The organism is Aequorivita marisscotiae, assembly GCF_029814825.1.
Lineage (GTDB): Bacteria > Bacteroidota > Bacteroidia > Flavobacteriales > Flavobacteriaceae > Aequorivita > Aequorivita marisscotiae.
This window is the reverse complement of the sequence record NZ_CP122379.1, coordinates 1682653-1696719: the sequence shown is the minus strand read 5'-3', so window position 1 is coordinate 1696719 and position 14067 is coordinate 1682653. Positions and strand designations below refer to the sequence as shown.

Annotated in this window: 11 protein-coding genes; 9 read left to right on the top strand and 2 right to left on the bottom strand. The window is 36.7% G+C overall.

Features of this window, described 5'->3' with window-relative positions; all coding sequences use genetic code 11:
* Positions 1 to 554: 554 nt before the first annotated feature.
* The 6 genes from QCQ61_RS07715 (at position 555) to QCQ61_RS07690 (ending at position 7748) form a co-directional block, all read left to right on the top strand.
* Complete coding sequence (locus QCQ61_RS07715; protein ID WP_279450180.1) at positions 555 to 1808, top strand: type IX secretion system plug protein; 1254 nt, start codon at positions 555 to 557, stop codon at positions 1806 to 1808.
* Between the two features lie 40 nt (positions 1809 to 1848).
* Positions 1849 to 2949 (top strand): DUF3667 domain-containing protein, encoded by a 1101-nt coding sequence (locus QCQ61_RS07710; protein ID WP_279450179.1) that lies wholly within the window; start codon positions 1849 to 1851, stop codon positions 2947 to 2949.
* A gap of 3 nt (positions 2950 to 2952) precedes the next feature.
* Positions 2953 to 3339 (top strand): Co2+/Mg2+ efflux protein ApaG, encoded by a 387-nt coding sequence (apaG, locus tag QCQ61_RS07705; RefSeq protein ID WP_279450178.1) that lies wholly within the window; start codon positions 2953 to 2955, stop codon positions 3337 to 3339.
* A 457-nt stretch (positions 3340 to 3796) separates the two neighbouring features.
* The gene (locus QCQ61_RS07700) at positions 3797 to 4336 is read left to right on the top strand and encodes an SgcJ/EcaC family oxidoreductase (RefSeq protein ID WP_279450177.1); all 540 of its coding nucleotides are present in this window, start codon (positions 3797 to 3799) and stop codon (positions 4334 to 4336) included.
* A gap of 11 nt (positions 4337 to 4347) precedes the next feature.
* The gene (locus QCQ61_RS07695) at positions 4348 to 4821 is read left to right on the top strand and encodes a hypothetical protein (protein ID WP_279450176.1); all 474 of its coding nucleotides are present in this window, start codon (positions 4348 to 4350) and stop codon (positions 4819 to 4821) included.
* 107 nt (positions 4822 to 4928) lie between these two features.
* Positions 4929 to 7748 carry an ATP-binding protein gene (locus QCQ61_RS07690; RefSeq protein WP_279450175.1) on the top strand — a complete coding sequence of 940 codons (2820 nt, stop codon included), beginning with the start codon at positions 4929 to 4931 and terminating at the stop codon, positions 7746 to 7748.
* 21 nt (positions 7749 to 7769) lie between these two features.
* On the opposite strand, the gene QCQ61_RS07685 is transcribed toward QCQ61_RS07690, so the two are convergent.
* Positions 7770 to 8486: an NRDE family protein gene (locus QCQ61_RS07685; protein WP_279450174.1), complete on the bottom strand. Its 717-nt coding sequence runs from the start codon at positions 8484 to 8486 to the stop codon at positions 7770 to 7772.
* Between the two features lie 188 nt (positions 8487 to 8674).
* On the opposite strand from QCQ61_RS07685, the gene pruA reads away from it, so the two are divergent.
* Positions 8675 to 10300, top strand: coding sequence for an L-glutamate gamma-semialdehyde dehydrogenase (gene pruA / locus QCQ61_RS07680; protein WP_279450173.1), 1626 nt, complete (start codon positions 8675 to 8677; stop codon positions 10298 to 10300).
* A gap of 77 nt (positions 10301 to 10377) precedes the next feature.
* Here pruA and QCQ61_RS07675 read toward each other — a convergent pair whose 3' ends face one another.
* On the bottom strand, positions 10378 to 11682 hold the full coding sequence (locus tag QCQ61_RS07675; protein WP_279450172.1) for an Omp28-related outer membrane protein: 1305 nt from the start codon (positions 11680 to 11682) through the stop codon (positions 10378 to 10380).
* Between the two features lie 165 nt (positions 11683 to 11847).
* Here QCQ61_RS07675 and QCQ61_RS07670 point away from each other — a divergent pair, with 165 nt between their 5' ends.
* Together QCQ61_RS07670 and QCQ61_RS07665 are read left to right on the top strand one after the other, a co-directional pair.
* The gene (locus QCQ61_RS07670; protein WP_279450171.1) at positions 11848 to 12330 is read left to right on the top strand and encodes a TlpA family protein disulfide reductase; all 483 of its coding nucleotides are present in this window, start codon (positions 11848 to 11850) and stop codon (positions 12328 to 12330) included.
* A 29-nt stretch (positions 12331 to 12359) separates the two neighbouring features.
* Positions 12360 to 14006: a DUF6029 family protein gene (locus tag QCQ61_RS07665; protein ID WP_279450170.1), complete on the top strand. Its 1647-nt coding sequence runs from the start codon at positions 12360 to 12362 to the stop codon at positions 14004 to 14006.
* The last annotated feature ends 61 nt before the right edge of the window (positions 14007 to 14067 follow it).

Genomic DNA, 14067 nt, shown 5'->3' with positions numbered 1-14067 from the left:
CGTGCAAATTTATAAATTAAAACCCTCATGGCACAATAAAAGGGTATAATTTTCTCTCTTATTAGGGATGATAACAATTTAAAATGCCATAAAACTTCAGGTTACTATCGGCGAAGTACAGAGGTTGTATAAATTCCCGTTACAAAAATACAGTAATAGCCTTTAAATTAGAAATATAACCCATTACCCGAATTTAATTTTTTTCGTAAAGCCACCAATTTTTTTCGAGGACGATAAAATTGAAAAGTTGGAATATTAATTGATTAATCAAAACTGGTGAAAATTCTATTTACCGTGAAATCGGCAACAGCAATAATGTACCTTTAGCCTAGAAATTCTGTTTCTTTTAAATTCAATTTAAAATATTCTGAAGAACTGAAATATTTCCTTCGCTTTATGTAAGTTAGTGTTCTTAATTTTAAAACAACGAGCATACAAAAATGGTTAAAATAAAAAGGGCAACCTCTGTCTGCTTAAATAAATAAAATAGCTTGGCACAAATTGCAAAAGAAGGAGGCACAAATTTTGTTATCTTAGCTTTTTAAACCACAACCATGTTAAAAACGTTTTCCACTGCATTACTTTTATTATTAACGGCCTTTCCGGCGCTCTCACAAATTGTTGAAAAAGTAGAACCTTTTTATATAAGCACCATTCAATTTCGCGGTGGCACAGACCTGAGCCAATTACCCATAATAAATTTGGGCAACAGCCTGCAGCTTTCTTTTGACGCTTTAAACGGTGAAGAAGAAGATTTTTATTATACAATTTCACACTATAATTTTGATTGGAGCCCGAGCGATCTTTCTAAAAGCGAGTATTTAGATGGTTTTGACGATGTGCGAATTCAAGATTATCAAAATTCGCTGAACACGCTGCAGATATATTCGCATTATCAACTTACCATTCCCAACCGCGATACTCGGGCCATTAAAAAAAGCGGAAACTACCTACTTAGTATTTTCAATAGTGATGGCGACCTTATTTTTACCCGAAAATTTTTGGTGATAGAAAATATCGCTTCCGTCGGGGTTGAAATAAAACGCGCACGCAACCTAAAAGTTATCGAGGAAAAACAAGTGGTGCATTTTACTGTAAATTCTCCCAATTTATTATTGATTAATCCAAAACAGACCGTAAAGACATTGGTCTTGCAAAACAGCAATCTAAAAACTGCCATTACCAATCTGGTACCCCAATATACTATGGGAAACGAACTTATTTATAGGTATGACCAGGAAGCGGCATTTGGCGGTGGCAACGAATTTTTGGCTTTTGACAATAAAGACGAACGCTCAGCCTCTAATGGCGTGCGCTCAATAGAAGTTACCGATGTATATGAAAACTATTTATACACAAATATTCCAAGATACAACAGACCGTACACCTATAATCCAGATATTAACGGAAATTTTGTAGTGCGAAATATCGATGCACAAAACCAAGCTATTGAAGCTGAATATGTACGTATGCATTTTAATCTTCAGTATTTTGATGATCTTGGTGAAAAGGAATTGCATCTTTACGGCAATTTTAACAATTGGACAATTGACGGGAGTACCTATATGAAGTATGACTCAAAGAGCGACACTTACCGCGCTACCCGTTTATTTAAACAAGGTTTTTACAACTATAAATACGTAGTTGTAAACCGGGATGGCACAATTGACCAAGGCGCTGTGAGTGGCGATTTTTGGCAAACCGAAAACGATTATACAGTGTTGGTATATTTTCGTGATTTGGGTGCGCGATACGACCGAATTATTGGCGCAGGGTATGCAAATTCTACCAACATCAGTAATAATTAATCGTTGAAAATTTGAGTTAAATTTCTTTTTTCAATATGCCATGAAACGCAAAAATAACGAACACTCCAACGGAAGAAAATCGTTACGATACCGTGGCATAAAATGCCTAAATTGTGAACACCCCTTAGACAAAAGCGATATATATTGTCCATACTGCTCACAGCGCAATAGTACTAAAAAACTCTCCTTAACAGATTTCTTCGAACAATTTTTTAGCAGCATATTTGTATATGATTCTAGATTGAGAAGTACATTTAAAGATTTATTATTCCGGCCGGGAAAAATAACGTTGTGGTACGTTCGTGGCCAACGATTAAAGTACGCCAACCCTTTTCGATTTTTTCTTAGCGTGTCTATAATATTCTTTTTGGTTAGCGGACTGCTCGATATTATAAATACGGAGAATAATGTAAATGAAGCCAACCAGGATTTTATAGCTAGCCCGGCCGATCGTGCCATCTTAGATTCTTTGGGGTTTTCCGTAAATAGAGCGGCAACAGCAATTAAAAAGGTAGATTCTATTAAGAGTTTAAAACCGGAAAAACCAATAGATTATTTATCCGAAAGCGAATTAGACTCGCTACCGTGGATGAAAAGTTATGCCGAACGTTTATCAATATACAACGACTTTTATGAAAAGTACAAAATAAAAAATGCTGCTGTAGCAATGGATAGCTTGCATCATAAAAACACATCCTTTAACAGATGGGTTTACAAAAAAAACGCCACCGCTGAAAAAATACGCGAAAATCCTTCCGAATTTATAAATTATGTAATTTCTAAAGTACCATTCTTTTTATTCTTTTATGCTCCGTTATACGCCTTGTTTTTCTGGCTAATTTATTCGCGTAAAAAATATACTTATATGGAGCATTTGGTGTTTATATTCCATATTTTCAGTTTTATATTCTTAGCAATGCTTCTCTCCATAATACCAGACCTGTTGCTGGATTGGCAATTTTTTGTTGGTAGTTTATTTTTAATTATAGGACCTATTTATTTTTATAAGGCATTAAGAAATTTTTACCAACAAAGCAGGATTGTTACATTAATAAAATTTGTATTTTTAAACGCTGCCTTTATAATAGGATTAACTATTGCTACAATTATTTTTGTCATTGCAAGTGCAGCACTCTATTAAACCATGGTACAACAAGTAACGCAAGGGATTAAGATTTCGGTTAAAACCGAATTTGATGGAACATTTTACAAGAACCGTAAAATGCAATATGCCTTTGCCTATAATATAACCATTGAAAACCAAGGTAAGGACACCGTGCAACTCACATCGCGCTTTTGGAAAATTAAGGATTCCCTCAATGCAACGGAAGTTGTGGAAGGCGAAGGAGTAATAGGTCAAAAACCAGTTCTTTTGCCCGGTGAAAAGCACTCCTACACGAGCGGTTGCTTACTTCTATCTCCATTTGGGGCGATGAAGGGCCATTATAACATGATTAATTACGCAACTACCCGTAAATTTAGAGTTTCCATTCCACTATTTAAATTAAGCGCCCCTTTTTCAATGAATTAAGTGCTCTTTGCTTAAAACTCTAATTTCCAATTACGCTTACTAAAACTTTTGACGCATCAACTATAATTTTTGAAGCACTATACCCCCTATGCTTTAAATCTGTTAATCAATGCTAATTTTCTTCAAACGGGTATCTTCTATTTGATTTTACATTTGACACATCAAATTTTATTAACCAGCATTAAAAAATGTAGAATCATGCAAAACTCTATTCAAATCAGTTCAGAATTCCGAATCACTTTATACTTCCTGTTAATTTTTGCTGTTTCCTTAGCCGTTATTTATGGAGGCTATCGTATTGCAGAATTAATTTGGAACCAACTTGCAGAGCAAATAGCCGTAGAAATCAATAGGTGGTCTGTAGCCTCGTTACTATCTCAATAATTAATGTTTTAAAAACAGTTCCGGAAAGCACATATCTGGAAATAACTATTTATTAATCTTAAACAAAATCATTATGAAACGTATTTTATTATTGTTAACAATTGTTCTTATGCCAACCTTTACAAATGCCCAAAAAGCCAGTGACGAAAAGAAATTAAAAAATTTGGTTGGAACACTGCAAAAAGGATGGAACACTGCAAACGGTGAAAAATTTGCAAGCGCCTTTGCTGAACCTCATGATTTTATAGTGTGGAACGGATTTTATTATAAGAACAATACAATTCAAAACAATTCGGAAACACATCAATGGATATTTAATACCATGTATAAAGACACCCAGCTTTATTATGCAATTGACAAAATTAGATTTTTAAATGAAAACGTTGCTTTACTTCACATATTGGGTGCCGTAACTGCCAAAGATAAAACGCGTCCCAAAGACCCGCAGGTGTTAATAACACTAATCGCGCAAAAACAGGGGGGTCACTGGAAGATTGTTTCTTTCCATAACCTTGACCTGGAAGTTTTTCAAAATGAAGAAATGCGAAAAAATTCGCCAATGCCCCCATCGGTAATGTATGCTACTTGGTATTCAGAAAATACTAAACAATAAATCTAAATACGATGAAAAATTTTATTTACGCCTTATGTTGCCTTAGTTTTTGCAGCATTGTTGGGGGTGCCATTTATGAGCACGTAAATATAGTTCCGCAATGGGCAAAAGCGCCTCCGGCCTCATTAGCAATGTTTCAAGGAGATTATGGAGCAAGAGTTGAAGTTTTCTGGATGTTTATACACCCTATAACATTATTCCTTTTTGCAATAACATTATTCGTTTCTTGGAAATCGGCAAGAAGAAAACATATTGTTTTTCCACTAGCACTCTATTTAATCGTGCTTGTAACAACTTCCATCTATTTTGTTCCAGAACTTGTAGAAATTTTAGGTACCAATTACAGCACAACTATCGACCAATCATTGGTTGAAAGAGCGCATCTTTGGGAAAGTTTAAGCCATTTACGGTTACTTTTTATTGCGGTTGCTTCGGTGTATTTATTGTCGGGTTTAACAAAACCTGAAAGCAACAAATTAACTTAAAACAATTAGTTTTTTGATGAGTGTCTGTTAAATAATCAACAGACACTCAATCTTACAAAATTGATTTTCATTATCTTAACTGTTCAAAATAAATAACAAACCAACCAATGCGGTTTATTTTATTCTATTGTATTGCATATATTTTCTTCGGAAACACTTTCCTCTCCGCACAAACGGAAATAGAGGTTGATTCATCGAACAGCTATATAATTTCAACTAATTACCCAATTCAAAATGTATTTTCAAAAACAAAAATTTTAAAGGAAAATGCCGAAAATATTTCCATTAACGATATTCTTCAAACTTCAATAAAAAGTAATTTTGAAACCTTAAAAGACTCAATAATTACAGATAAGAATGCAGTTTGGCTACATATATCATTTTACCCAAAAGTATCACTTACGGACCATAAAATAATTCTAAAAAGAAATTCGATAAATAATAATTTTGTAACACCCCACGATAGCATAAGTGCGTATTACATAAAAAACAAGCGAATAATTGACAGTACCAAAAGCGGTATTTACATCCCTGCCTCCCAAAAAAAAGTCCCTTTTCCTGCTAGTAGGAATAGTTTCCCAATATCATTAAAAAAGGATGAGCCTGTGGAACTATACCTACTCATTTTTGACAAAAGAGCTATATACACGCAACTTGTAATTAGAAATCCCACCATACCTTTTAAGAAAAACGAAACTTCGGTTTGGCTCTCTGCATTTGCCTTAATTCTTGCCGTTTATGTGCTAGCTTTTTTCTTTTACACCAGAGATCGGTCGTATTTATATCTTTTTGCTTTTTATACTTGTATAGCTATATATGAACATTTTGTGGAAAGCAATTTGCCTTTGTTAGAATTTTTCTTTGCTGAAATACCGCGTGCATCCATTGTCTCTTGGATCGTTCTGACCTTGGGAAGTAAAGTTTTCTTCCTGCAATTTGGCAGAAAATTCACCAACCTTAAACACTTTTCACCATTTTGGGATAAAGCAGTAATTGGTCTAATTATTTATTTTTTATTGGCCATAACAATTCAGTTATATATGCTTACCCAGGGAATAAATCCTTTAAATTATTATCAATATATTTTTGCAGGAGTCGGGTTTTTGGGCGTCCTTGTGGTAACCCTCCGCCTATTCTTCCTAAAGGACACCTTGCTCAAATATTTTGCTTTTTCCGCAATTTGGTCCTTTGTATTTTCTATTCTAGGCATTTTATGGGAAAATGGAGTAATACCTTTTTGGAATTATATAAATCCGTGGTTAATTGCCAATACCGGACTCATGTTTATATTAGCACTTGCCATTGCCAGAAAACTGCAACTGAGTGAACGCGCCAAGGCCGAAGTGGAAAAAGTACGCGAGATTGATTCCATAAAATCCAAGTTTTTTACAAATATCTCGCATGAATTCCGAACGCCTTTATCACTTATTTTGGGTCCAATAAATCAATCTCTGGAAAATATCCCTGCTGCCGAAGCTATTGAGGAGCATACTGAAATTCCTGTAAAAGGCAAGCATTTAAAGGTGATGAAACGCAATGCGCTAAGACTTCAAAACTTGGTTGAACAAATTCTGGAACTTTCAAAACTGGACCAAGGCGAAATGAAATTGCAGGTAGCTCCGGGAGATCTTGTTCAGTTTTTACGCTCTCTCGTTTTTTCTTTTGAAAGCTTAACAGAACTTAAACGTATTAATTTCCAGACCAACTTTCCTAAAACCATTCCAAACGCTTATTACGACCGTGATAAACTTGAAAAAATTGTGGTTAACCTACTCTCAAACGCCATAAAATTTACGCCCGAACACGGTAAGGTTTCAGTGTGGGTTGAGGAAAATGGAAAAGAAATAAAAATTTCTATTGCTGATACCGGATCGGGAATGAAAGGGGGTGAAATAGATAAGATTTTTGACCGATTTTATCAAACCGAGGAAAACCAGGATCAAGGAACCGGAATTGGCTTGGCATTGGTAAAAGAATTGGTAGAATTATATCGCGGACAGATTAACGTTGATAGTACGGAGGGAAAAGGCACCGTATTTAAAGTAATTATTCCTTTCAATAAATCACATTTTCAAGAAGTTGAAATTTTAGAAGAAATTATAGAAAAACCTATTATTGAAAGAGATTCCAATGAATTGATTTCAGATACGGAAACCATTTCAAATATAGAAAACCAAGACTCACGCCTTCCGCTTTTGCTAATAATTGAAGACAATCCCGACCTTCGCCACTATATTGCCGAGCAATTGGAAAAGGAGTTTAAAATAATTACAGCAAAAGATGGAAAAGAAGGTTTAAAAATTGCGGAAACACAACTTCCTGACCTTGTTATCAGCGACGTAATGATGCCCAAAATGACCGGTACAGAACTCTGCGAAATATTAAAAAAGGATATAAAAACCTGCCATATTCCGGTAATATTGTTGACGGCAAAAGCTGGTCAAACGGCTAAATTAAAAGGTCTGAAAACCGGTGCAGACGATTATTTAACCAAGCCGTTTGACGGACACGAATTGTTAATTAGGTCCAAAAATCTACTGTCCCAACGCGAAACATTACGGAATAAATTTGCAGGCGAATTAAAAATTCGCCCTACGGAATTATTTTTGAATTCAGTGGACGAGAAGTTTATCAGCCTAGTTATAAGCGAAGTGGAAAAGAATTTAGGAAACGAATATTATTCTGTAGAAGATTTGGCAAATTCGGTAGGTTTTAGTCGCTCCCAACTAAACCGAAAACTTAAAAGCCTAACCAACAAATCTCCCAACCAATTAATTCGAGAATTCAGACTCACCCGTGCCAAGGAAATGCTGGAGCAAAAAAGTGCCTCCGTATCCGAAATTGCATATAGTGTGGGCTATTCAAACCTTTCGTATTTTTCTAAAAGTTATAAAGAAGCTTTTGGCGAGCCGCCCAGTGAAACATGAATATTTCACTTTTTGTAAAAATTAGTATTGTAAATCAATCTCCGAATCACTGCGTATCCCTGTCTGTAAATCTTCATATCGCATTGCTATTCCATCTGCACTATTAGAGATCTGCGTAATGCTTTTGGTTTTTATAAACCCACGATCCATAATAAGATTACTGTTTAAATCTCCTTCGCCCGCTTCTTTATGAAAGTGAAGAATTTCGGCACCGGACGGTTTTGGGAAATTTAATAAAAATGCTGAAAACCACTCTTCGCGTTTCATTTTTAAATTTTTGGGATATAATGGCGATGAGGACCAAATATGGGGCGCCAGCAGCAATTCAGAAAAATGGTACGCTATGCCATCCCAAACCAATTGATACAATTTAATTAGCGAATTCCATTCAACAATAATTGCCGTAAAAGGCTCAATATCTTTAAAATTGTAATTTTCAACTTCAACTTTTAAACCGTTAGTTTTCAACAAATCTTTTACTACTATGCCTCTACTTTTTCTATAAAAATCTTTGCGTTTATGCGCAACAAAGCCACCATTCATAAGAGTTACCACTCTTTTTTTTTCACTTACACCTATCCAAGTACCACCTGCAACGGCATCTTTTGGGTAGAGCAAGTTTACGTTTTCTTCGGTGTATATCTGTGGCGGAAAGGTTGCTCGCCCAGGGGTTTCATCCCTATTGGAGGTTAATATAAACCCATTGTTTGGTTTCGGAATAAAAGTTACGGTACACATACTAAATAATTGTTTCCCGAAACTACAAAAGGAAAACCGAAAATTTTAAAATTCCAGCTCTAATTTGAACAAAAGTCAACGGCCCAATTTTTAATTCGGAATTTTAAGGTTTGGTGCTATCATTTCAAGGTTAGATGTTTCCGTTTTTGTACCTTTGCAATCTTCATAAACACAAAAATAAAAAAGTAATGGGAAATGGATTTTTTGAAGTGCCAATCGCCGTTAATGAACCTGTAAAAAGTTATGCTCCAGGTTCTGCAGAACGAGAAGAAGTGCTCGAAACTTATAGAGAAATGTACAAGGCTACTATAGAGGTGCCTTTATTCATCAACGGAAAAGAGGTTAAAACAAAAGAAACCGCCACGATGTCTCCGCCGCACGACCATAAGCACGTGCTTGGAACTTACCATAAAGCCACAAAGAAGAATGTAGAAGAAGCAATTTCTACTGCATTGGAAGCAAGAAAAAAATGGGCCGTAATGCCCTGGGAACAACGCGCTGGAATTTTTCTACGCGCTGCCGAATTGATTGCCGGACCGTACAGAGCCAAGATTAATGCGGCTACAATGCTAGCCCAATCAAAAAATATTTATCAAGCTGAAATTGATTCGGCGTGTGAGCTTATCGATTTTCTTCGATTTAACGTTCAGTATATGACCGAAATCTATGCAGAGCAGCCAGAATCTACTTCGGCAGCATGGAACCGCATAGAATACAGACCTTTGGAAGGATTTATTTACGCAATTACACCTTTTAACTTTACTGCAATTGCAGGAAACCTACCTGCAAGTGCTGCATTAATGGGTAACGTAGTTGTTTGGAAACCCAGTAACACGCAGGTGTATTCTGCAAAAGTTATTATGGATGTATTCCGCGAAGCAGGCGTTCCAGCCGGAGTAATAAATATGGTGATGGGCGATGCCGCCATGATTTCTGACACCTTAATGGCGAGTCCAGATTTTAGTGGAGTTCATTTTACAGGTTCCACAGGCGTTTTTCAAGGAATTTGGAAAAAAATAGGCGACAATATTACAAATTATAAAACCTACCCACGCATCGTTGGAGAAACTGGCGGAAAAGATTTTATTGTTGCGCACAAAACTTCGAACCCAAAACAAGTTGCCACAGCTATGGCTCGTGGTGCTTTTGAATTTCAAGGGCAAAAATGTAGCGCGGCGAGCCGATGCTATATCTCTGACAGTATTTGGGATGACGTTAAAAAATATTTGATAGACGATATTCGTTCCTTTAAAATGGGCACCCCAGAAGATATGGGTAATTTTATAAATGCCGTTATTAGCGAAAGTTCTTTTGATAAGCTTGCAAGTTATATTGATGCAGCCAAAAAAGACAAAAGCGTTGAGATTATTGCAGGTGGAAATTACGACAAAAGCAAAGGATATTTTATTGAGCCTACCGTAATTGTAGTAAAAGATCCAAAATACACTACAATGTGTACTGAATTATTTGGCCCAGTACTTACCGTATATGTTTACAGCGATAAAAAGTGGGAAGAAACCTTACAATTAGTAGATGAAACTAGCGAATATGCATTAACCGGTGCTGTTTTTAGTGAGGATAGATATGCTTTAGAACAAGCTGTAAAAGCACTTGAAAACGCAGCGGGTAACTTCTACATTAATGATAAACCTACCGGTGCTGTTGTTGGGCAACAACCTTTCGGAGGCGCTCGTGCAAGTGGAACTAACGACAAAGCAGGAAGCAAACAAAACCTATACCGATGGATTTCACCAAGAATGGTGAAGGAAACATTTGTATCTCCTACAGATTATAGATATCCTTTTTTAGGATAGTTATCAAATCGAAACTATAAAAAAAACCCATCCCGATAATTTTCAGGATGGGTTTTTTAGTTTTGAAAAGTTACGCGTTATTCAAAAGTTTTGTTTTCGCCAACTTCTGCGTGTTGCGAGTTTTTCGCATTATTGTCAGAATCTACAACCATAACAACCACCGCTAAATTATCTACGTTATACTCCGCAGGAATCTCAAGGCTGTATTGCTTTTTAAATTCGGCATACGCTGGAGTTTCGGTAATTGCATCGCCAAAAATATCGCTCAGCGAATTTCTAAGAGCATCGTTATGTACAAAATCTGGTATTGGGTTTCCGTGACCTTCTAGCGGGTGGCCCGAAGTAGCGTTAAAATAATTTGCTTGTGCATAGATAATTCCACTTTCAACAAGGTAGACAACTATTTTGTCGCCCGTTACAGATCCGCTGGCATAAACAACTTTAACATCTACGGTTAAGTTAGCCCCAGTAATTTTAGAATCAATAGCTATAGCAAGATCGGTGTCAGTACCTGCCATTGCTAAAACATCGTTCACATTGTATGGGTCAAGCCATTTTTGTTTACGATTAAGTCTTGCTTGTGGCAAGCCTCCTATTCCAAAGGCATCTTTTAAATCTTGCACTCTTTCAAAATGCATTGGGTCTGGAAGTGAAGCTCCTGTTTCGTGAATAGCAACAACTGAAATATGATTTGTAGCTACTTTAGCGGTATCAATAGCAAGTGCTACTGCTGGGCAAAAGCCGCACCAAGTACCCGTATAATCTTCTATTACTACTTTTCTTTTGGGCGTATAAACCGAGAAGTTTTTTGGAGCCGTAGTATACATTTCATTTTCTACCACATACTCTGCGTAAACCTCAAAGGTCCCGTCGCTTGAAGAAGAAAAAGTAAAACCGGCGATTGCATTTCCATTTACATAAAAAGTTGCATCTGCCGCCTCATTATTGCCATCGCTATCTAGCAACCCAAAAGTTATTGTCTGATTTTTCATGGCTCTAGGCGCATCAATAGTCAATGCTCTTTCGGTTTGTGCGAGTACTTCAAAATTTAGAACATTACTGTTTATATCGTCATAAACGGCTTTTACAGCAAAGGTGCCCGTTTCGGCGAATATATGCGTTCTTCCGGAAATTGGCTCGTCATTAATATAATAGGATGCCATTTCCGAATAATCTTCGCCATCGCTACCTAACACGGTAAAAACCACTACATCATCTACCGATAAAACTTCAAGTTCGCCTGTTCCGGCGTCACTTTTTAGTTCTAAGGTTAAACCAGGGTCTGCGGGTACAAAAGGATCTTCTTTTTTGCTACAGGAAATAACTGCAACGGCTATAATAGCAAATAAAAACAAGGGTTTAAAATAGGGATAGATTTTCATATTACGAATACTTTTATAAATAAAAAATGTGCGCTAATATAGTTTAATTCTCAAAAAGGGGTTGGTTAAATATGTTAAATGAGCAATTTTCAACTAATCTAATTCAAACTTCATTAAAAAAAACTTAATATTGCTTCACAAAAATAATCACAAATTTTTTTAATTATGAAAAAAGTCCTTCCCCTCCTTCTATTATTTATCTCTGTTTTAGGGTTTTCGCAAAGTGAAATGCCTAAAATAGACTTAACTACAATAGATGGTACTACTATCAATTCAAAAGAACTTTCTACCGACGATAAGGTAATTGTGGTTTCGCTATGGGCCACTTGGTGCGTACCTTGTTTAAAAGAGTTAGACGCAATCAGCGAAATTTACCCCGACTGGCAAGACGAAACCGGCGTTAAGCTTTTTGCGGTTTCGGTAGATGACAGCCGTACGGTAAAAAGAGTAAAACCATTAATTAATGGAAAAGGCTGGGATTACACAGTGCTTTTAGATACTAATAACGATTTTCAGCGCGCATTGGGAGCGGCTACAGTACCGCTAACACTTTTGGTGAAAAACAACGAAATTGTATATCGCCACTCTGGATACAGCCCGGGTGCAGAATACGAACTTTATGAAAAAATAAAGGAGTATTCTAACTAATTACTTTACCAATCAACCAAAACATTACAATGAAAAAAATTATATTAGGTGCCTTTATGTTTATGGGCGCCATAAGCTTTTCACAAGATAACGGCTATTTTTTTGGCGGCCTAGAATCTAATTCGCAATGGCTTCTAGACGACGAAGATTTTGATTTTATTGCTCCTGAAGATCAATTTAGGGCAAATAATTATTTACAACTTAATTATTCTCTTGGCAAATTTACGGCGGGCGTTCAGTATGAATCGTACCTACCATCTTCCCTATTGGGATATTCCCCAACTTGGGATGGCCAAAATGGAATAGGAACCTATTATCTAAATTTTAGAAATGAAAGCTTAGATATTACGGGAGGGTATTTTTATGAGCAATTTGGAAGTGGCTTAATCCTACGTACGTGGGAAAACCGACAACTGGGAATTAACAATGCTTTAAAAGGAGTTCGGGTTAAATTCACCCCAACCGCCGCATTAGACCTCACTGGGGTGTACGGGCAAGCACGTAACGGATTTGACGTTTCGGAAGGAGTTATTCAAGGTCTTGACGCCAACTTAGATTTAAGCAATTTAATGAACATTGAAGCTGTAGATTTAAAATTGGGCGCGAGCTATGTAGGTAGATATCAAAATAATGGCTCGAGCGATTCTATCCCTGCAAATGTTAACGCCTACGGCGGAAGGCTAGACTTCGTAATTTCAAACTTCTACGGAAGCATTGAAGCAATAACCAAAGATCCGGATGTTTTAATAAATGAAGAAGTAGTTACTACACCGCAATTGTTTGACGGTACGGCATTGCAGTTTAATATGGGCTATGCACAAAAAGGATTGGGAATTAATTCAACATTTAGAAGATTGGAAAATTTCACTTTCTATGCAGACCGATATGCCGAAGGAAATCAATACAACGAACAAGTAGTAAATTACATTCCAGCTATTACAAAACAGCACGATTATCTACTTTCTAATATTTATGTGTACAATGCACAACCCCGCTTACTATTTACCGAAAACGAAAAAAGAGCAGGCGAAGTGGGCGCACAAGTAGATGTGTATTTTTCGTTTGACAAGGAATCTACATTGGGGAAATACGGAACCAAATTAGCAGGGAATTTTGCCTATTGGGCAGGCTTAGATGCTACATTTAATGCAGATGATTTAACATACGACGCCAAGTTTATTGGCGAAGGAGATCGTTATTTCCGTGATTTAAACATTGAAATTAAAAACCGTTGGTCTTCTAAGTGGAGTACGGTAGTTTCGTATCAAGATATAATCATAGATAAGGCCGTTTCAAAAGGAGGAATATTAGGCTCCGAAGGCGATATTAACGCGCAAATAGCGGTTGTTGAAGGTACGCGCCGTTTTGATAAAGGAAGAGCAGTACGACTGGAACTTCAGCATTTATGGACAGAAGATGATGATAAAAACTGGGCCGCAGGCGTTTTGGAATACAATTTTAATTCAAACTTTACATTATACGCAGCAGATGCTTTCAATTACGGCGGCGACAAAGAACTTCACTATTATAGTGTGGGCGGTAGCTACACGAAAGGTAGAGCACGTTTTGCGATGAACTACGGCAGACAACGCGGAGGTTTAATTTGCGTTGGCGGTGTATGTAGAGAAGTACCCCCAAGTACTGGTGTAACTGCAAATTTAGTGGTTACATTTTAATCAAAACACAACTACAAAAAAAGGCCTCGAAGTTTGTTTCGAGGCCTTTTTTATTGGGATG

Coding starts and splice junctions, on each gene's coding strand:
- QCQ61_RS07700 (WP_279450177.1), top strand. CDS start 3,797: ATGAAACGTATTTTATTATTGTTAACAATTGTTCTTATGCCAACCTTT.
- QCQ61_RS07665 (WP_279450170.1), top strand. CDS start 12,360: ATGAAAAAAATTATATTAGGTGCCTTTATGTTTATGGGCGCCATAAGC.
- QCQ61_RS07695 (WP_279450176.1), top strand. CDS start 4,348: ATGAAAAATTTTATTTACGCCTTATGTTGCCTTAGTTTTTGCAGCATT.
- QCQ61_RS07675 (WP_279450172.1), bottom strand. CDS start 11,682: ATGAAAATCTATCCCTATTTTAAACCCTTGTTTTTATTTGCTATTATA.
- pruA (WP_279450173.1), top strand. CDS start 8,675: ATGGGAAATGGATTTTTTGAAGTGCCAATCGCCGTTAATGAACCTGTA.
- QCQ61_RS07685 (WP_279450174.1), bottom strand. CDS start 8,486: ATGTGTACCGTAACTTTTATTCCGAAACCAAACAATGGGTTTATATTA.
- QCQ61_RS07715 (WP_279450180.1), top strand. CDS start 555: ATGTTAAAAACGTTTTCCACTGCATTACTTTTATTATTAACGGCCTTT.
- QCQ61_RS07690 (WP_279450175.1), top strand. CDS start 4,929: ATGCGGTTTATTTTATTCTATTGTATTGCATATATTTTCTTCGGAAAC.
- QCQ61_RS07670 (WP_279450171.1), top strand. CDS start 11,848: ATGAAAAAAGTCCTTCCCCTCCTTCTATTATTTATCTCTGTTTTAGGG.
- apaG (WP_279450178.1), top strand. CDS start 2,953: ATGGTACAACAAGTAACGCAAGGGATTAAGATTTCGGTTAAAACCGAA.
- QCQ61_RS07710 (WP_279450179.1), top strand. CDS start 1,849: ATGAAACGCAAAAATAACGAACACTCCAACGGAAGAAAATCGTTACGA.